At 66.7% G+C, this 19,403-nt stretch carries 13 protein-coding genes and 1 pseudogene; 6 read left to right on the forward strand and 8 right to left on the reverse strand.

The window, feature by feature from the left end; all coding sequences use genetic code 11:
- Positions 1-58 precede the first annotated feature (58 nt).
- The 6 genes from ACWD04_RS18940 (at position 59) to ACWD04_RS18965 (ending at position 6,091) form a co-directional block, all read left to right on the forward strand.
- Positions 59-895 carry an aminoglycoside phosphotransferase family protein gene (locus tag ACWD04_RS18940; protein ID WP_307823863.1) on the forward strand — a complete coding sequence of 279 codons (837 nt, stop codon included), beginning with the start codon at positions 59-61 and terminating at the stop codon, positions 893-895.
- Positions 892-1,602: a histidine phosphatase family protein gene (locus ACWD04_RS18945; RefSeq protein WP_356532329.1), complete on the forward strand. Its 711-nt coding sequence runs from the start codon at positions 892-894 to the stop codon at positions 1,600-1,602. Before ACWD04_RS18940 ends, ACWD04_RS18945 begins: the two co-directional genes overlap by 4 nt.
- Positions 1,595-2,887, forward strand: a complete 1,293-nt coding sequence (serS, locus tag ACWD04_RS18950) for a serine--tRNA ligase (RefSeq protein ID WP_201104471.1) — start codon at positions 1,595-1,597, stop codon at positions 2,885-2,887. The genes ACWD04_RS18945 and serS overlap by 8 nt, the downstream gene beginning before the upstream one ends.
- Before the next feature lies 1 nt (position 2,888).
- Complete coding sequence (locus ACWD04_RS18955) at positions 2,889-3,911, forward strand: glycosyltransferase family protein (RefSeq protein ID WP_201104473.1); 1,023 nt, start codon at positions 2,889-2,891, stop codon at positions 3,909-3,911.
- A gap of 479 nt (positions 3,912-4,390) precedes the next feature.
- Positions 4,391-4,912 carry a hypothetical protein gene (locus ACWD04_RS18960; protein ID WP_451133274.1) on the forward strand — a complete coding sequence of 174 codons (522 nt, stop codon included), beginning with the start codon at positions 4,391-4,393 and terminating at the stop codon, positions 4,910-4,912.
- Between the two features lie 357 nt (positions 4,913-5,269).
- The gene (locus ACWD04_RS18965) at positions 5,270-6,091 is read left to right on the forward strand and encodes a DUF317 domain-containing protein (protein ID WP_451133520.1); all 822 of its coding nucleotides are present in this window, start codon (positions 5,270-5,272) and stop codon (positions 6,089-6,091) included.
- A 198-nt stretch (positions 6,092-6,289) separates the two neighbouring features.
- On the opposite strand, the gene ACWD04_RS18970 is transcribed toward ACWD04_RS18965, so the two are convergent.
- The 8 genes and pseudogenes from ACWD04_RS18970 to ACWD04_RS19005 all read right to left on the reverse strand — a co-directional run bounded on the left by ACWD04_RS18970 (position 6,290) and on the right by ACWD04_RS19005 (position 19,319).
- The gene (locus ACWD04_RS18970) at positions 6,290-9,274 is read right to left on the reverse strand and encodes an RNaseH domain-containing protein (protein WP_451133276.1); all 2,985 of its coding nucleotides are present in this window, start codon (positions 9,272-9,274) and stop codon (positions 6,290-6,292) included.
- 92 nt (positions 9,275-9,366) lie between these two features.
- Positions 9,367-12,666, reverse strand: coding sequence for a hypothetical protein (locus tag ACWD04_RS18975; RefSeq protein ID WP_451133278.1), 3,300 nt, complete (start codon positions 12,664-12,666; stop codon positions 9,367-9,369).
- Positions 12,663-13,916, reverse strand: coding sequence for a restriction endonuclease-related protein (locus ACWD04_RS18980; protein ID WP_451133280.1), 1,254 nt, complete (start codon positions 13,914-13,916; stop codon positions 12,663-12,665). The genes ACWD04_RS18975 and ACWD04_RS18980 overlap by 4 nt, the downstream gene beginning before the upstream one ends.
- 45 nt (positions 13,917-13,961) lie before the next feature.
- Positions 13,962-14,798 carry a hypothetical protein gene (locus tag ACWD04_RS18985; RefSeq protein ID WP_451133541.1) on the reverse strand — a complete coding sequence of 279 codons (837 nt, stop codon included), beginning with the start codon at positions 14,796-14,798 and terminating at the stop codon, positions 13,962-13,964.
- Between the two features lie 219 nt (positions 14,799-15,017).
- Positions 15,018-15,290, reverse strand: a pseudogene (locus ACWD04_RS18990) (helix-turn-helix domain-containing protein); the annotation flags it as partial.
- A 162-nt stretch (positions 15,291-15,452) separates the two neighbouring features.
- Positions 15,453-17,192, reverse strand: coding sequence for a relaxase/mobilization nuclease domain-containing protein (locus ACWD04_RS18995; protein WP_451133282.1), 1,740 nt, complete (start codon positions 17,190-17,192; stop codon positions 15,453-15,455).
- Positions 17,189-17,683, reverse strand: a complete 495-nt coding sequence (locus ACWD04_RS19000) for a plasmid mobilization protein (RefSeq protein ID WP_451133284.1) — start codon at positions 17,681-17,683, stop codon at positions 17,189-17,191. The genes ACWD04_RS18995 and ACWD04_RS19000 overlap by 4 nt, the downstream gene beginning before the upstream one ends.
- Positions 17,684-18,023: 340 nt before the next feature.
- Positions 18,024-19,319, reverse strand: a complete 1,296-nt coding sequence (locus tag ACWD04_RS19005) for a hypothetical protein (protein ID WP_451133286.1) — start codon at positions 19,317-19,319, stop codon at positions 18,024-18,026.
- Positions 19,320-19,403 lie beyond the last annotated feature (84 nt).

Here is a 19,403-nt window from a genome sequence, read left to right on the forward strand (position 1 = left end):
AGGGTGCCGACAGCGATTGCTCGCGCATTACGGGCCAGGGGTCCAAGCCTGGCTGGACGTGGCGCCTGGTCTGCTGGAACAGGCCGCAGAGCGCTGGAAGCTCTCCCTCGGCGGCTACTACGACGCCGGACACGCCTCTGTGATCGCGTTGGCGACCTCCTCCGACGGCCGTCCGCTGCTCCTCAAGGCATGGACTGACCCTGCTCGGTACCGGCACGAGATCAGCGCGCTGCAACTGTGGGCCGGCGGCCCCACTGCGGACGTTGTCGAGATGGCTAACGATCTTGGGGTTGCCGCACTGGAACTGGTGGGGGGCCGCCCCGGTGGTGCGGAGCGGCCAGCACGCGAAATGCAGATGGTTGCCGCCGCCCTCCAAGGGCTGCACACCCTTGGTCGGCGCAGAAACCGGCCCACCGGCCTCCCTCTGCTCGCAGACCATCTGCGAACGGAAATGCTGCCCCGGATCGAGCAACGGATACAGACAGTCCGCCTCGGTGCATGGCGTCCCCTCATCGACGCCGTATGCCCGTCACTTGCCGACCTGAAGGAAGACGCAGGCCGCACGACCGTCCTGCACGCGGACCTGTACCGCGAGAACGTGCCCTTCGACTGGATGGGCCTCCCACGCCTGCTCGATCCTCTGCCTATGGTGGGCGACGCGGTGTTCGACTGGGCCTTCTGGACCGTCTACTACGACCTCGGACATGGAACCGACAGGCGGCTCGCCTCTGCCGCCCGCATCTCCCGAATCCCCGTTCCGGTACTCGCGCCATGGTGCAGAGCACTGGCCGTCGACGGACTCCTCTTCTACATCGAGGCCGGAGACCCGAGGGCACAACGCATGTCGGGAGTGCTCTCCAAACTTTCACCGTCGATCCCAAGGAGGGACTCGTGACCACCTACATCCTCCGCCACGGGCAGACGAACTACAGCAGGCGGTATCTGGTCAATGGCGACCCGTCCAAGCCCATCCAGTTGACTGAGGAGGGGCGGCAGTCGCTGAGCCGAGGTTGGTCGACCCTCCCTCTCCACACCGTGCGGACGTGGCTGACCAGCGAATTCCCACGCGCTCAGCAGACAGCGTCTCTGTTGATGGGTGTTCCCGCAGCGGTGCTCGTCATCGACCCTCACCTGAACGAACTCGACTACGGGATCTTCGAAGGCAGCCCGTTCCTGGAATACGCGGTCTGGCTTGACGGCCATGGCACGGCCAAGCGCCCAGAGGGCGGAACCGAATCTCAGCGAGAGGGCATCCGGAGAATGCTCACGGGAGTGCTCGCTGCCCTGGAGCACCCGGGGCCCCGTGTCCTCGTGGGGCATGGCCTGCTGATCTCCGTGCTCCTCTGGCACAAGAGCCGCTGCTCGAACGAGGCCATGCCGCTCTTCTTTCCAGAGGCGCCCTACGTCGAGCCAATCGCCATAGCTGACGACGAGCTGCCCGTCTGGATCACGGCGCTGCTGAGTGATCTCGACCGAGACGCGCACCAAGAAGCCGACGACCACGGTGGCGCGTCCATATTGCGGATCGATGGAGGCTCGGCGGTTGCTACCGTCGAATCCGCATCCCACTCGCCGGATCAGAAGGATCTTCCTCATGCATGATGCCCGCGCCCTGATTGAAATGGGTGCCGAAGCGGTTCGTCGGCTCGCTCGTCGCGGTTACACACTGGACCTGCCCGCGCTGGAGGACCTCCAGTCCCGGCGTAACCAGAACATCCGCTCGGCCGACGAGCTGCGGGCGGAGTCGAAGCGGGTGGCGAGCGAGGTCCAGCAGACGGCCAAACAGGGCGGTGACATCGCCAAACTGAAGGAGCGCGCTCGCGAGCTGAAGGACGAGATCCGCGAGATCGAGGCCGGGCAGGAGAAGGTCCAGGAGCAGCTCCGCGACCTCCTTCTCAGCATTCCGAACCTGCCGGACGATGCGGCACCCGATGGTGACTCCGATGAGTTCGCGGTCGAGGTCAGGCGCGTCGGCACACCGCCCGCGTTCCCGTTCGAGCCGAAGGACCACGTCGACCTCGGCGAGACCACCGGCATCCTCGACTTCGCACGGGGGACGAAGCTCTCAGGCCCCCGTTTCGCGGTCTCCCGCGGCGCCGGAGCAGCGCTGGAGCGCGCCCTGGCCACGCTCTTCCTCGACCTCCACACCCGCCGGCACGGGTACATCGAGTACGCGGTCCCCTACCTGGTCACCCGCAAGACCATGACCGGCACCGGGCAGCTGCCGAAGTTCGAGGAGGACCTGTTCAAGACGGGCGTCGCCGACCGAGAGCTGTTCCTGATCCCGACCGCCGAAGTGCCGCTGACCAACCTCTACGCCGACGAGATCATCCCTCCCGCCGAGCTGCCACTGGCGCTCACCGCGCACACGCCTTGCTTCCGTTCGGAGGCCGGATCGTACGGGCGCGACACCAGGGGCCTGATCCGCCAGCACCAGTTCTCCAAGGTGGAGATGGTCCGGATCGTCGACCCGAAGGACGCTGACGCCGAGCTGGAGAAGATGGTCAGCCATGCCGAGGCGTGCCTGAAGGAACTCGGCCTCGCCTATCGGGTCGTCACTCTCCCTGCCGGCGACACGGGCTTCTCCGCCCAGCTCACGTACGACATCGAGGTCTGGATCCCGAGCCAGAACACGTACCGCGAGATCTCCTCGATCTCCAACTTCGGCACGTTCCAGGCCCGCCGCGCGAACATTCGCACCCGCGGTGAGGACGGCAAGCCCAAGCTCGTCGCCACGCTCAACGGCTCCGGCCTCCCCGTCGGCCGAACCGTCGCCGCGCTTCTCGAACAGTCCCAGCAGGAGGACGGCTCCCTCGTCCTGCCCGAATCGCTCTTCCCGTACCTCGGCTTCCGCCGTATCTCGGCGGACGGAACACCGGAGGCATAACGTGCTCGTCGGCGTCTGCGACTTCCCTGGTAGCTACGCCTTTCCACCCGCCGGATACGGCGGGATCGAACGATGGCTGTGGGCGGTCGCCGTAGGCGCCCGAGCCGCAGGCGCCGACGTACACCTTCTTGGGCCGGGCTGGCTCACTGACCTGGAGCACGACTGGGTCCGCAAGCCGGTCCGCCTAGAGGACATCATCACCGGATCGCTCGCCTCGCGCGATCTGCGAAGCGCCGGATACGACCTGCTGATCGGGGGGCACGAATACCCGTCGCTGCCGGCCTGGACGCGCACCTGGAACGAGCTGAACTGCGACGTCGCCACGTTCCAGCACTCACCCGTCTTCCGGCACGCCGACACGGCCTTCGACGGCAAGCGGTCACGGCTCTACTGCTACTCGCCCGAGATGATCGAGCGGTACGCAGAGCATCAGCCGATCCCTGAACTCGCTGTCCACCTCGGCCTGGATGAGGACGAGCCGCTGGCGGTGGCAGGGAGTGACCTCGTGTGGCTCGGCCGCATAGACGAGGAAAAGGCGCCGCACATCGCAGTCCGGGCCGCCCAGATGCTCGGCCGCCGAATACAGATCGTCGGCCCGGTCTTCGACGAGGCATACGTGCTACGCCACGAACGCCTCTTCAGCGCCAGCCACGTGAAGTGGGTCGGCGAACTCGGCGGCCCCGCCAAGACCGCCGCTATCCGCGACGCCTCCGTCTTCGTCTACACCTACGCCCGTACGTATGTGGAGGCTGGCGCCGCAGTCTTCGGGGAGTCTCTCCGTGCCGGCACCCCCATGGCCGCGCTCACGTGGCGCGAGGGAACCTGCGCCGAGGCGGCCCTGTGCGATCAGACGGGCGTGATTGCGGTGGCCCACCCTGACCAGAGCGACGAGACAGCATCGGAACTTCTGGCCCTGGCGATCGAACAGGCCGAGGACCTCAACCACACGGAGGTCCAGGAGATCGGGATGCATCGCTTCGATCCGGCCCGCCACTTCACGGCGATGTCGACTCGGTCATGCTGACGCATTGGACCAGGGAACACGCGCTCGGAGCGTCAACCCCTCCGGAGGACGACTTACCTGCAGTGCTACGGCAAGTCCTCGGTAATCAATGGGAGTTCTCTGCCTCCGACGGGCGGATCACGATCGAGCACGCGCACAGGGGATCTCCGTACTGCCCTCCTCGCCGCGCCCCGTCGTGGGAGGAGCTGCTGGCGGGGCTGAAGGCGGGCTTCGCGGCTCAGAGCGTCCCACAGGCCGCCTGTCTGCCACTTCGATGGGGCCGCGAGACCGAGCTGACGATCTCAGCCGTCCAAGCTCTCGACCCCCTCCTTAAGGACGGGCGCCCGCTGACATACCGTAGCGGCTTCCTGCCACAGCCTGTTGTCCGATTCACCGGGCAGCGGGACACATCGGGTGCCCTCCGGGAAGGGTTTCTGACCTCGTTCGTCAACGTTTCCCGTGTCCAGCCGATTCAGCGCCTGGACGAGTACGGAGCCATCTTGGACGGCTGGCTCAGCGTGCTGTCGCAATTAGGCTTCCACGCGCGCCACATCAGCATCCACGGCAAGCTTTCAGCATGGAGGCGCCGCCAAGTCGAAGGCATCACCCTTCGCTTCAACCACCTCGACCTGCCACTCGGCGACATCGTCCTCCTTTGGAACGTCGACAACCCCGCGCGCATGGCAGTAGACCTCGGCACCGGGCTGGAACGCCTGGCCTGGGCACGGACGAGGCAGGGGTGGAACGACCTTGTCTTCGGTAGATTCGCGTCCCTGTCGCCACCGCCGACTCTGGATGCCGTCCGCACGGCCACTCTTCTCCTCGCGCACGGCGTTCGTCCTGCCGCGCGAGGGGCTGGTGGAATCACCCGCCGGGTGATCGGTACGGTCGACCCCGACGCGGCGAGGCTGGGCGTCAGCTCCCTGGTTCGCGCGTCGTACCGCTACTGGCGACTGTTCGGTGAACCGAATGTTCCATGGCCAGCCGTGACCATGGCGATCGAGCAGGAACTGGGCATCTGACGGAAAATCCCTGGCGGATCGAGCCACTCACCTGGGGCAGTTTCCCCGATCGGTTCCGCAAAGCAGGCGTCAAATAGCCACTGGCACCTTAACCACCGAACCGCGACCGACACCCGAACCTCTCGCTGGAAAAGCGGAGTTCGCCGGCGGCAGACAGGATTATTCGCAGAAAGACTGGCCACGCGGGGCAAGGCATGTCAAGGTAAACGACCTTCCCGGAGATCTTCAGGTCACGTGGTTCGGAGTAATGGCAGTGGCTCCGGTAAGCCCTGGATTCCCGCCGCCGATTACTTTGCCGTGTCGCCCCCTGGCACCCCGCCCGCTTCCTCTGCGGGCAGAAGATCTACTCCCATGCCTTTGGAGGCGCTCCTGAGTCCGGATTTCCCGTTCGATCCATCCGTTGCGATTGATGCTTCGTCCGCGTATTGGGTCGGTCCCCGGCACTTGGCCGGCGATGACGGACGTCCCTACGATGCCGTCGCGGACCGTCTCGCCGACATCGGCTGGACGAGCCTGACCGTCGTTCGCGGGCGCCGTGAGCTCGACGAGCCGCTGGAGGACCATCAGGTGCTGCGCAGCACGGTCCTGCACATCAGTCCCGACGGCCTTCGGTGGGCTCAGTGGGTCCTGCCGGACGAGCCATTCCATCTTGGTGGGCTGCCGATCGCGTGGCAGGTGTCGGCCCGTTCGGATGTGAGCAGTCCGCTCGCGGACTGGTCCGCCTACTTCACCCGCGACGTCCCGGGTGAGTTCATCGCCGACTTTCTCGTGGCGCTCGACGCATGCGGCCAGCCCAGCGCTGTGTCCGCCGGCCCCGAGGTGGTGCTCGATTCGGTCGCTGCGCATGGTTGGCTGCGTGACGCCGATCAACCGCATGCGGCGGCGATGCATCCCACCTTCACTTCCCGCCTCAGCCTCGGCGAGGTGCCGCCCCTCATCCAGGACTCCGACCCCCGCGCTCTGATGGTCGAGGCGGAAGAGCCGGGTGCGACGGGCTGGCAGGCGTGGGCTGAGCTCGGGATGGATGCCTCGTGCTTGTGGGCTGCGTCGTTCAGTGCCAGCGTGCCGCACGGCCTTGTTGCCGCCTTCGCCTCCTCGCTCAGCTCCACAGCACCGGTTCTACGCCGGGTGCTGCCGGAGAGCACACGGGACCGGCTCCTGCGTGCCCCCGCCAGCTGAGTCGTACTCCCGCGCCATGAAGCCGGGCCAGTTGGGTGACCCTACGTTCGAGTTCGGTGTGTGCTGGTCGCCATCGCGGTCATATCAGTGTGACTCGGGCGCATATCGGCTGATCCTCGAGCTCTAGTGGGTCGAGGTCCACCGATGCGGCCGTGCCATAGCACGAAGGGGGCCCGCCCCTTTGCTGAAGCTGATGTTCTACAGGCCAGTGCCGCTGGCCTCCTTCAGAATCTCGATGCTCTCGGGGTCCTTCGGCTCAGAGCGTCGGTACTGGGGGTGACCAAGGTCCATCTGGAGCGCGGCGTGGAGCGGGGCGGGGTATCGCGTCCGGTCTGCCCAGGAGAGTGCCTGGTGGCTGAGCCGTGCCGCGGCGACCGCGAGAGTCTCTCTGTCGTAGCCGACCCGCGTGTGCATGGGGGTGATCTCCCGCGTGGTCATGCTGTACCACGGTGAGTTGAGTTCGTTTTCCTTGCGTTCGTCGGCGTTCTTCGATGCCTTTCCGGGTTTGGCCCGCCAGCGGGTCTTCCACTGACCGTGGCGCTTCTTGCCGTAGTTGCGTGGTTCGGTGAACAGGAACCACGGGTGACCTTCGGGACGGTCCTCCGGGTAGTACAGGTCGCTGGAGGTCTTGAGCGGGACGGTTTGGCCGTTCTTCTGCTTCTCGGTGACGGCGACCAGACGGGGCATCTCTGCTTGTGCGCAGTTCATGCGGATGATGCTGGCCGGGTTCCAGGACTGAGGTAGCCCGCTTGCGGGAAGCCAAAGGCGCGGGTCGTCGGGATCCTTCCCGAGGCCCTGCTTGTTGTTGTGAAGGCCAGGCCATACGCGGCGGCTCGCGTGGCCGTCGATCATCAGGGCATAGGGCAGACCGTCGAGTTCGTCGTGGAGCTCTTGGAGGGCGGTGCGGACGTCATCGCCGGCCTGCGCCCAGCGCTGGAAGTCGCTGTCCCCGTTCTCTGTGTGAAGGGGGTAGTTGGCGGCGTGGAAGTTGCTCTGCGCGAGGGCGTAGTGCTCCCAGCGCGGGTGGATGTTGCTCCAACCGATCATGCGCCAGGGGCCGCCCGGTTCAGGAGACGGGACGATCGCACTGGCGGTGATGATCCTTTTGGGTGCGCCCTTGTACTTGCGGTCTGTTGCCTGTTTGCGGATGTGGATGCCGCAGAACGCCATGCGGGGCAGCGGGTAGGGATCGTCGTCGGGATAGAGGGCACGCTCGAAGCGGTCGTCCACGACGCCGCATGAACGGTAGAGGTCCAGCACACCCATGTAGACGCGGTGGTCTTCAAACGCTTTCGCGGGCTTCTTGATGATGTTGAAGGTCTTGGTGAAGGAGTCGTACTCGCGGCCGACGAGGAACTGAGACGGCACTGCGGCCTTGGCGAGTTCTCGCACGACCTGGTGCTTGGCATCGTTCTCCGCAAGGGCGGCCTTCACCTCGGCGGATTTCATGCCCTCGTGCTCCTCGCCGCGCACCGGGATCTCCGTTTCGCACCACGCGGCGAGGAGAACCCCGGGTTCTGCGAAGTTACTGATGATCGTTTGGACGTCGGCGGTGCGCTGAGTACCGGGGCCGTGCTCCAGCAGGGCCTCGGCGTTGCAGAAGACAGCTTCGACGCCATCGGCGAGCGGAAAGGACTTCTCTCCGCTGGGGTCAGGGTCGATGTCGTGGGGATCGAGGCCGTAAGGGTGGGCAAGGCCGTGGATCATCCGGGTGAGGGTCGCTTCCCGGTACCACAGGCACAAGATGCGGAGCTTCTTGTACCCGGCCGCCTCAATGGAACGGTGGATGCCCTCGGGAGAGGGCTTGCCGATGAGATCGACGTACTCGCCGTCCTGCTTCTTCTGCTTCTTCTCTTTCGCCTGGGCGGTGGTGGCGGGCTCGTGGGCACGCTTGCCGAAGACATTGCCCTTCGACTTGAGGTCGAGCAGGGAGGCTGTGTCGCCGAGAACGCGCTGGACGTGGTTCCGCAGCAGCGAGAGGTGGTAGATGCCGGCGCCGGTTCCGACGGCGAAGGAGTCTGTCTTGGGCATGGTTGGCCTGATCGCACCAGGTGGCGGCGTCAGGATGTCGATCCGCTTGCCGTTCTCGTCCTTGGCATTCAGCCGGTTGCGCTCGTCGGCGACGCGCTTCTCGATAGCAGTGAGCGATGACCGGTCGGCGCTCATCTTCGCCAGGATTTCCAGCGCGTGCTTGTTCGTCTGCCGCAGGCCGCGCCCGTCCAGGGACACGGACATGAGCGGCCTGTCCGCTCCCTGGTCCACGAGGACGGTGCTGGCATGGATCACCGTGTTGTTGACGCGTCGGATGTGTGCGTCGAGATTCAGTACGGGATTCGGCTCGGCCGTGTAGGTGGCCATCTTCACCGACAGGCGAGACATCGCGTACTGGACCTGGCTGCGGGTGGGGTTCTCGGGGAGGGCCTTGATCGCTTCGTCAAGGTCGACCGGGTGGGCGAGGTTGGCGAAAACCGGGCCGATGGGCTGGTCCCAGGCGATCAGGTCACCGGTGCTGATCGGCCGGTACTGCACTGCCGCGATGTTTTCAGAGGGCCGCCAGTCGGCGGTCCGGTGCTTCGTCTCGCCGTCCGCAGCCTCGTACGCCTCAAGGACTGGCTCGATTTCCTGGTCGAGGAACGACTTCGAGGCCAGCTTCTTTGCGATGTGCCACTTCACTGCCTCGTATGCCCAGCTGTCCGGGCTGGCGGGCTTGCCGTCTTCTGGCTGAAGGATGTTCTCCGCGAGGCTGAGGCGCCGGGGCGCGGCCTCGGCTACCAGCCGGGCCAAGGTGGGCTGATCCATGAAGGGGATCTCGTCCAGCGGGACCTTACGGACGATGCCCTCCAGGTAGGTGAAGACCTTCCTGAGGGTTTCGGGCTCCACGGGGTTGAGCGTCACCATGAAGGCCAGGTACTTGTCCAGGTAGACGTAGCCGTCGGTGATCTGCTGGAGCACGGTGACAGCGATGGAATAGGGGACCAGGAACGGGTCAGACTCCTGAACATCCTTGATCCACTTTCCGTTTCTTGCTGCCGTGCTCCCCAGCTCTCGCCAGGCCCTGCGGATCGGCGAGTGGTAGTCGCCGAAGTCCCAGACCAGGGCGGTCATGTCGGCCAGAAGTTCCTGGGTGCACCGGATCGATGTGGTGTGCGCGGTGAGATCCCGCTGCGTGTTGCTTCGCCCCATGAGCAGGGGTACCTCGTCTCTCGGTCTCTCCCGCTGGGGAGAGGAATGCGGGCGGCCTCCGTCATGGAAAGGAGGAGGCGGGCATGGGCAGTTCAGAGCATCTCTTGGTCCAGGCCCGCGTAGGTGAGGAATGCCTGAAGCGCTTGACCGTAGAGCTCATTCATGATTTCGCGCTGATTGGGAGTCCAGTCGCGATAGATCTGCTCGATGATCGTGGCCAGGTCGGAGCTGAACTTCTTGTCGTGAATGGAGTGGTCCACGATGTGGAGGGTCATGTCGGTCTCGCCTCGACGGGCGCGGCCGGCGAGCTGGATGAGCAGAACGAGCATGCCTGCCACGAGTTCCTTGCGCAGGTCGTGGTCCATGTTGGAGAACCGGGCCGGGGAACGAAGGATCTTGGTGAGCTGCTTCCAGGAGGCTTCGCTCGCTGTGCGCAGGACGGCCAGGGGCTCGTCGCTGCCGTCGGCAGGAAGGGTGTTGAATCCGGCGGCGTTGACGCTCGCGTGCAGCCAGTCGGTGTCTTCGATGCTGAGAACGGGCCGTACGCACAGGTAGATGTCGCGGACCGCCGAGCGCGTACCGACGACGATGTTCAGGCCCCTCCCGATCACAGCGAGAGGCGCAATGAGGATCTCTCCCCGGTCAGGAAACTCCTTGAGCTCCTCGCGGACCATCCGGTCCACATGAGCGGGCAGGTGTTCCTCGTAGCGCTGTTTCTCCGGCTTCTTCACCAGCAGGCAGACCCGGTGGTTCAGCCCGTCGGCCTGTGCCACCCCAGCGGCAAGGTGCGCAGCCTGCTCGTAGGAGTTGACGGCGAGGATGACGCGCGCCCGTTCCGGTTCCTGCTTCTCCAGGCGGGCCAGTCGCCTGGCGAGCTGCTGCTCGTACAGGCCCCTGCCAAGATCGCGGAGCGCCTTGGGTTTCAGCTCCTGAGGGAGCCCTCCGACCCTCATGGCGTCCCCGTTGTTGCCCCGTACTGGGGTGGCGACGGTGACGATGGACTCGGGGCGGGTATCGGGAAGCCACCAGCGGACCGGGGCATGGATGTGTTCCTGTACGGCTTGGGGCAAGTAAGCGGTGGCGGACAGACCCATGACCGGGCGCTGCACTCCGGCGGTCAGCAGGGCCGTGAGTCCGCCGAGTTCGCTGACGAAGGTGTGGGGATCGCCGCCGAAGGAACGGGACAGGAGCTCCGCTTCCTTCTCCTTGTTGTCCATGCCCTTCACCTGGTAGCCATGGATGGAGCGGCCCAGCATGGCCAGGGGGTAGAGGGTGGAGACCGTCCTGCTGCGCATGGTTTCGAGGATCTTGCGAACCGATCCCAGGTCGAGGTAGCGCAGGGTCTGCGCCTGCATGCGCACCTCGTCCAGCGCACCGTCGAGCTCTCGGAGCACAGTGCGGGTGACCAACAGGTTCACCACAGCGGCTTGCTGATGCGCATCGGGCACAAGATCGCGCAGGAGCGTGCGCATCGCGTCGCGGGTATCGGTGAGGTGATCCTGGCCACGCTGCGCGGTGAGTGTGGTCAGGGCCGTTTCGACGGCGTCCCAGTCGGCTCCTCCGGGAAGCTCGATCTCCTCATCCGGTTCCGAGTCGTACCAGGGAGCGGGCATGATCTCGTCGAGGAAGGCGAACAGCTCGGGCGCAACATCCTCAGCTGCCGTCTGGTCGGGGAACAGGATCCGGAGGATTTCGCGGTCCCTGGAACGGGCCAACCGCCAGCCGGTGTTGTCGCGGCTGGCCCCGTCGGGGCTGTCCGCCTCTTTGCCCGGGTTCATCTTCAGCCCGCTGCCGGAGCAGAGCCACAGCAGCAGCATCTCGGCCATGAGACGGGCGTGACTGACCGGCGCTACGAGGCCCATCTCATGGACGACCGGGAGATTCTTGGCATCGGAGTCGATCTCCCGCAGCGCGGTCGTCCGCTTCCGGGAGGCCAGAGTGATGTCCGAGGTGCAACTGCTGATGGCGGCCGTCTGGAAAGCGTCGATCTCATCGATCACGAGCGCATCACAGGCTCGCAGCGTCATCTCCAGGACGCTCATGCCCCTGGTGCCGCGTGCCTTGCCGCGGAACTCCTGCCCGTCCAAGACGACGCCGATGCGTGTCTGGCCTTCCAGCAGGTTGGCGTGGTTGGTGACGATGACGGCCGCGTCGGCGGCCTTATAGAACTGCTGGAACTTTCCGCACACCGGGGCGAAAGGGCAGGTAAGTCGCGTGGACCCGGTCGCCGCGGAGGTCAGCGAGGTGCAGTTTTCCTCACCGTACGGATACAGGGTGGGCGGGTCCATCAATGCCCGCTGCGCGCAGCCGGTCGACAGAAGCCCGATGTCGGTCCTGGCGCGCCGGTCCCACTCGTCGATCTGGGTGGAGGACCCAAGGGCGGCGTAGTCCATGGCACGGCGGTGCATGCTCGACGGAGACATCAGCGGAGTGCAGTGAGCGGGCTCGGCGAGATGCTTATTCCGGTACAGGTAGGCCAGGTCGTTGTTGATGTCCCAGGCCATGTCCAAGGTGGCGCGCACATCGGTGACGGCGAGAGTAATTCGCCAGCCGTTCATCGCCGCCCAGGAAGCCATGACCCGTACCAGGACCGTCTTCCCGCTTCCGGTGGGGGCGTTAAGGACCTGCAGGTCTCCGGCAGTCAGGTCGAGTTCCGTCAGCGCACCGTCGGTGGTCTTCATGCTCTTGAAGAAGCGCTTGAGCACCTTGTGCAGGTAGGCGACGCTCTTGTCCTGCCCGCTCAGGATCTTGGCGACGTCCAAGAGCTGTTTTACCGTCGGCGCGACCCGGTCGCGCTGCGGGCGGGTGTGCACCTGTGGCAGGACCTCGTGGCCTGGTGCTTCAAAGAAGTCGGGAGTCTCCTGGATATAGATTTCCCTGCTGGTCGTGCCGTGCTCCTTGCCCAGGTACGCCGTCCTCGTCTTGAGCGTTCCCGGGCCCGCGAACGCCTGCGCCTTGGGACGCTTGCCGAAGGTGAAGAACGGGCCGGTGACACGCTGCGCGTAAGCGAGGAAGTCCCCTCCCACACGAGGGATCACCGCGTTCGCCAAATGCGGATCCCCGGATGGCAACCGAAGCGACCCACCCGACTTGTCCGCGAAGTCGGGATCGGAAGCCAGGGTACCGAGCAGCGCGAGGACCGCGGCCCTGATCCTCTTCTCATCCGTCCATTCCTGAGCCATCAAGATCATCACTTGGCGGATCAGAATCCGCTCGGCCATGGGCAGGCTTGACCATTCCGCCCATGCTTGCGGCTTGCGATAGGCAAAGAATGTGGCCTCTTCGAAGCCGGCCAGGATGCGACCCTCGTCGTCCTTGCGGGGGAAGTAGTGCGCGGCCAGCGCGAGTGCTCCGGCCAGGCCGGCTTCCTGCCCGGTCATCTCCCCGATCATGCCCGGTCCTCCTTGACCTGCCCGATGACCATCTCCAGGTAGTCCGTCGCCGTCATCGCTGCCTTCATCCTGTGGATGCGGCACACCGCATCGAGTTGGTCCACCTGGTCCTGGCGATGGTCGGGCACCACCAGATACTCCGCGCCACCCTGATCGCCGCCGTCCATGTGCAGCTTGTTGACCAGGTGATTCGGCCAGGTGTAGTCCTTGAAGTCGGCAGGAAACCGTGGCTTCTCCCTACCTTCGCGGGTGATCCACAGGTCGCACTGGTCCCCGTTGGGCCACAGGTGTGACTCCCAGGCCGTTCCCTCCAGGGCCGCCGCAGCGGCTCGGTGCAGGGCCAGCTCGGGGAGGCCGGGGATGACGGTGTAGCGCCACACGGGCCTTACCAGCGCCACGTACTCTGCGGCTGGCTTTGCTTCCGGCACCCGCGGCACGGCCCCGGTCCACAGGCGCGCGAACCTTCCGGACGGAACCCGGCATTCAAACGTCGGACTCAGCACCGGCGCTGTCTTCTTCCGGGCAGTCACGACGAACTCGTACGACGCGCCCGTCTCCTCGTGCCAGGGGTACAGGCACCGCACCCTGCCCCGGGTGCGTCCGCCCGTGCGGGAAGCCGCCACCTTCATAGGCCACTTGCAGGCAGGGCACGGCCACCACCAGCCGTTGTGCTGCGCGTACTGGGGGATCGGCTTGTAGAAGTCGTTTGCCCGCGAAGGCAGGTTGAGGTCCGCGAGGTTGCCACTCGGCACCGTAGGGTTCTCCACGAGCGTGGTGCGGTGCCTCTCGTAGAAGGGGCCCTTGATCGAGCTGAAGACGGCTTCCTGGCTGTACTCGTCATCCAGCTTCGGTTTCGTCACCTGTCCGGCGAACTTGCCGACCTTCTGTGCAGCCCGCATGACGCGCTGGGCTTCGTGCCGGAAGTCGAACCCCTCCTCGGTGGCCACACCCTCGCTGTCCATGAGACGCACGCCCACGAGGGCCTCGCTGTCGATCCAGTCGGGCAGCAGCCCTTCCAGGGAGCCAGCCCGGTCGCCGGTGAGCCTGCCCATCAGTTCATCGAACGGGATCAGGTGGCCCGGGCCGCAGGCCGCCATCAGGATGCCGTGGGCCTCCATGAGACGGTCGAGGCGTCTCGGCCCATCCAGTTCCTCGTTGGCCATCGCGTGCTCACACACGGCGAATGCCTTGACGATTTCCAGCAGCGAGTGAGTCTGCTGAATGTCTGTTGTGCCCTCAGCTTGCTTCACGGGCTGGACCCTACGACAGGGCACTGACAATGAACCCGAGAACGCTTAGCCAGAGCTCCCGGTGACGCCCGCGGCATCGACGCCGGGATACAAGCTGCGGTAAGCGTCAAGATGATCGTCGATGTGGTGCTGCCCGGAGTCTGTAAGGAACCACCGGTACGGCCCATGAGTCACCCCGTCGGGGTGCCGCAACACAATGAAGCCCCGGCTCGGGGTGCGTCCGTCAGGACTTTGTCCCACCGCCAGGTAATGCGGTCCACGCCCAGCGAGACTGCCGTCCACCCCCTGCGTCCCAGCGCGCGCGACACGGACCACGATCTTCCACAGCCACGACGACAGCAGTGGCGCGGGCGGTCCCGCCTCGCGGGGAACACCTAGCGCCGCTCGGGCCACCGATCGGCCGGGCCGGGTCATCTCCACCCGGGTACGAGGCAAATCTCCTAGCCCGTCGACGTAAACCCGGTCCCGATACACAACGATCAGGCCACGCCGTTCCAAAGCGGCCACGGAAGACCCGGCACCGGGGTCGTGCACCCCAGCCTCGCGCAGCCGCTCCTGAATGCGGGTATAGCCGACTAGATCGGACGAGGCGGAGAGCGCCAACGTCATGCGCCGCCATTCGGCTGCCGGCCGTAGCTCCGCACCCACCTGACGGGCGTGGCGCTGTTCCGCCTCGGCCTCCTGATCCTGCCGGAAGATGCACGTCAGATAGGTGCGCTGCCGGTCGTTGAGGGAACTCCAGGCACCCAGCAACTTCCCAGACGACTGACGAGCACGTCGGAGAGGAAGGAGCGGGAGAGGGTCTTCCGGACGGCTGCGGCGCCAGGCATCCATCACCACCCGGTCGGGAATCCGATAGACCTGGGCGAGCATGCGGGCCACCTGCCCGAGGGTCTCTGGGGACCCCCACGTCCAGCCGCGTACACGTCTGCCACGCTCCAAGTCACGAATCTTCTCAGCGCTGATATTCAGGCCCCGTGCGCCCTGCTTGCGTCGTAGAGCCGAAGCGGCCTCTTCGGTGCTCATGCCCGCCTCACGGCGCAAGTCGGCCAGGCTCTCAGTGCCCGGGTCGCGCCCCGTCAGGACCTGCGCCCCACATTGCAAGACTTCCAGCAGTCGGCCGAAAGCCCGGTCACCGACGGCCCGCGCTCCAGCCTCCCAGTGACGTACGGCACGCGGAGTGACTCCTACAGCTTCGGCTAACGCTTCCACGCTCATGTCTCTGAACAGGCGCTGATGTTCCAGAGCCTGGGGACGTAGGGACTGCGCCATGCCAGAAGCAAAACGTAGTGAACAGTTCACCGCAACCGCGCGGACTGCCGACTTGGGGCGGAGACAGCTGATGGGCCCGAACATGGGGTGATCCGGGCCCATCAATCGTCCGTCAGCTTGGGCGGTTTGGTTCCCGCGTGTCGGCCGCGTGACGACATAGACCGGCTTGGACACACCCTGGAACCATGGCGACGTCCCTCATCACGCGGACTTCCCCCAGCCATCACGCTTCATCTGCTCGTGCCCGGCGGCCGCTTCTCTGGGTCAGCGCTGACGGCTGGAGAGGTTCGCTGCCCTGGCCGCCGTTGGCGTGGTGGGTGCTGGGGCCGGGGTGTGCCGGCTGCCTCGCGCGGGTGTGGCCTGGGGCATTTCGGGTGCCGTGGGCAGGTGGGCGCTGCGGCGCAGGCGCCAGACGAGGACATCGCTGATGGAGTCGGCGGTGTCCAGTTCGCGGCGACGGGTGGCTTCGGTGAGCAGGGCTGCCGGGTCGTGGCCCGCTTGCCGGGCGTCGGCGAGGGTGGCGGCCAGGGCGGGCCAGCCGGGCTCGGCCTGGATTCGCTCCGCGAGCTCTGGCAGCGCCTGGTGCAGGAGATCGGCTTGCCGCTGCCGGATCCGCGGTGTCAGTTGTTGACCTCGCTGGCGGAGGGCGGCGATGGGGTGGGCCGCGGCAGCCTGGTAGGCGGCGCGCAGGTGCTCGGCGGCTTGCCGGGCCGCGGCGGCTTGCTGGCCGTGGTGCTTCCTGGCGTGCCAGTTGGCCGCGGTGATGGCGAGGAAAATGGCCATGTCGATGACCATCGCCGTAGTGGCTCCGTCTTCGCCGCGGCCGAGGGCGGGGCCGCTGTGGACGAGATCGTGGGCGGCCTGTCGCAGGGCGTGGTCATGCCCACGTACGGCACGGATGTGGGAGCGGCTGGCCCGCTCGAACGCGAAGGCAGCCTGCCGGAGTTCAGCACGGGTGTGGGCGGCAGAGGTCTTGGCGAGTGCGTCCAGGACTTCTCCCGCCGCAGCGATCTGCGCTGCTGCCATACCGTCGTCACCGTGATCAATGATCAGCAGAGCCTGCCAGGTGGCAGCAGCAGCCCAGCGCCGAGCGAACGCGGGATGGGTCACCGGTGGCAGAGCGGGCTGCACCGGCTCACGCTCGCCCTCGGTGACCGCCTCCGCGTGAAGGGCCCAGCGTTCGCGTATGCGAGGCAGGGACAGGTCTGGGGCGAGTGTGGAGCCGGCGTAGAAGACCGGCTCGTCGTCCTTGTTGCGGTCGTCAGGCAGCGCGACCTTGTAGCCGAGCAGGTCGCCCGACGGTGCGATCCGCTTGCGGATCAGCAGACCGTCGGCGGCCAGACGGTCGAAGAACTCATCCGTGGAGGCAGCGCCGGCCGAGGCAGTGCGTACGGTCTCGCGTAGCTTCTCCCTCGCCGTGCGCTCTTGCCCTTGCCGTTCGGCCTTGTGGCGCTCGGCGCTGGTGGGGCGCTTGGCCGCAGTGCCGTCGCCGGGGGCGACACGGTGCAGGTCGTAGTCGGCTTCGATGAGGCGGGCAGCGGCTTGTGCGCGTTGGCCGGAGCGGTGGTGATCGGGGCGGCGGCCGTCCTCGCGTACGAGGGTGGCGACGATGTGGATGTGGTCGTCGGCGTGACGGACGGCGGCCCACCGGCACCCGGCGTCGTCCACGCCTCCGGGGTCGATGCCGGTGGCGGCCACGATGCGGCGGGCGATGTCGCCCCACTCCTCGTCGCTCAGAATGCGGTCGGTGCCTGCTGCGCGTACGGAGCAGTGCCACACGTGCTGGTCGGGTCGCTGGCCTTCGTCGAGCAGGTGCAGTGGCTGGTCGAGAAGCCGCTGGAGATCCTCTTTCGTCGCGGAGGGGTCGCGGCCGGGGTCGGGTGCCATGGAGTCGAAGGAGGCGACCAGGTGTGGGTCGACGTGCTCTTCGCGGGTGCCCTTGCCGTAGAGGTAGTTGAGCAGGCCGCGGGTGCTGCTGCCTTGCTTGTGGATGCGGGGGATCAAGTGGTCTCGTCTGTCTGGCGGTTGTTAATGCGTTCAACGGCCGCCCTGGTGGCTGTGGCCGCGCGGCGGACGTCGGCGAGGGTCTCCTCGATGCTGGCGCCGTTGATGTCGCCGCCCGAGTTGAGGGCCTTGGCCATCTGGTTGAGGTTGCTGCCGGCCCAGCCGAGCTTGCGTCCGGTGGCGAAGAGCTCGGTGAGGATGTCCTGGTCGGCGGCGATGGTTGCGGCGGTGCGGGTCTGGTCGCGTGCGGCGGCCAAGGCGGAGTGGGCGAGGAACCCGGCGACGCTCATGCCGGCGGCGTCGGCGCCGGCCTGGATGACTGTGTGTTCGCGTTCGTTGAGGCGGACGCTCTGGGCGGGACGCTGCTTCTTGTCGCGCGGTCGCGATTTTCCCTTGGGGCGGCGCTTGCGGACGGCCGTTGTTGGCTGCGATCCGCCCTCGGTCGCAGCCTTTCCGTCCGGCGCCCCCTGGCGCTGGTCGGACCCCGCCACCCCCGGGGCGGGTGCGGGTTCGGACGCTCCCCCTGCGGGGGAGTGTCCGAACCTCCAACTTGCTCCGCTTTGGGTTGGCGTGGGGTGGGTCGCGTTCTGATGCACGGGGCTGTTGGGGTACGAGTCCTGTATGGAGATCAGCTCCTGGTAGGGGATAGGGAGAGCGCACCAGGCCGTCGGACGGGCAGCAGCCCCGCCTCCCGCTGGTTCGAGTGGGAGAGCGCGAGGGAGGGCCGTGCGTGTCTGGCGTAGCGGTGCGAATGAGGCGGGCTGTGGACCAGACGGAGTGGCTGGTCCACGGGCCCCCGTGCGGGCGTCCGGGGGCTGACCGGATATCCGGTCAGCCCGTCGGGATGCCGCTCTTGGCGTCCAGCTCTGCGGCGAGGAGGGCCTTGAGTTCGGTGAGACGGTCTTCGGAGATGGTGAGCTCGGCCGTGCGAATGGCGTTCCGCAGCACGGCGCGAGTGGCCGTTCCGTGCGTAGCGATGGCCCGGCGGCCGATCGTGAGCAGTTCTTCCATTTCGGCGCCGGGAGGACGTCCGTAGCGTTGCGCGGCGGGGACGTCGACCTCGGGGGCCGGCTCGGTGTTCTCGCGAGTGGGGGCCGAATCGTGCAGGGGAAGTCGGTTCTGCACGGATCGAGGAGGCAGCAGCTCGGAGGGAGGGCGGGAGGTGGGGTGTTCCGTGGTTTCCTCGCGCTGCAAGGCGTGGTCGGCACTCGGCTGGCTGCGCCGGAGCGTCGTTGCCTCGCCGCGATGCGTCGTGCCCCCATCCAAGGGGGAAGCAGTCCAAGGCGATGCGAGTTCGATGGTGGCCAGCGCTGCCGCGTGACGGCGGACGGCAAGCTGCTGCAGCAGCACTTCGCGTTGGTGCTGGTCGATGCCCACTGCGGCTTGGGCGATGGCCTGTGAAAGTCGTCGTGAAGTGCGCCGACCTCGCCAGCCGGCGCGCTGCTTCTGAGTTCGCTCCGCGAGATGAGAGGCCAGGGCGACGGCCTTGCGGGTGGCCCGGTCGCGGGTGATCTGGGCGGCATCACGATCGCGTGCGGCGATACCGAGGCGGGAGAGAAGGCGCTCACGTGCTTCGCGCCCGACCTGGGCGAGCACGCTGTGGGAAGCGCCCTCGGGTGTGCGGATGCGCAGTTCGATGCCCATGGCCTGATGCCAGAGCAGGGCGGCCATGATCGGGCCGACGAAGGCTCGCACTGTGCCGCCGACCACGCCTGACTCGGCGTACGCGGGGATCACCTGCACGGCGGTGATCACCCAGGTCAGGGTTCCGGGCAGGCCGGGTGCCTGCTTGGGCCCGTGCAGATTCTGCCGCGCGAGCAGCGCCGTGGCGAAGAGGGCGAGTTCGGCGGCGGCGAACATCGCGATGCGCTCGGTGGTACCGCTCATGTCCAGGTAGTCGGCGGCGAACCGCCAGCTGGTGTCTGCGCTGTAGGCGGTACAGCCGACCGCGGCCAGTGCGGCGACCCTGACCGCAGGTGTACCGGGCTGGTGCCTGCTGCGGTTTCGGGTAGAGCGCCGGCTGATCAGGAAGCCGAGCAGCAGCATCGTGCAAGTGCCCAGGAGGGCGGTAAGGGCGAGAGACGTTGAGATCCAGTGCCCGAATGTGGGCAGGGCGAGTTGCGTCATGCAGGGGTCTCCAGGGAGGCCGCCGCGCCGTTTGGGCAGGCGTGGGCGCGGGCGGGCGGCGTGGGGAAGGGGTGAGGTGGGTCG

This window comes from Streptomyces sp. NPDC002911, assembly GCF_053591835.1.

Coding starts and splice junctions, on each gene's coding strand:
- ACWD04_RS18975 (WP_451133278.1), bottom strand. CDS start 12,666: ATGATCGGGGAGATGACCGGGCAGGAAGCCGGCCTGGCCGGAGCACTC.
- ACWD04_RS19005 (WP_451133286.1), bottom strand. CDS start 19,319: ATGACGCAACTCGCCCTGCCCACATTCGGGCACTGGATCTCAACGTCT.
- ACWD04_RS18970 (WP_451133276.1), bottom strand. CDS start 9,274: ATGGGGCGAAGCAACACGCAGCGGGATCTCACCGCGCACACCACATCG.
- serS (WP_201104471.1), top strand. CDS start 1,595: ATGCATGATGCCCGCGCCCTGATTGAAATGGGTGCCGAAGCGGTTCGT.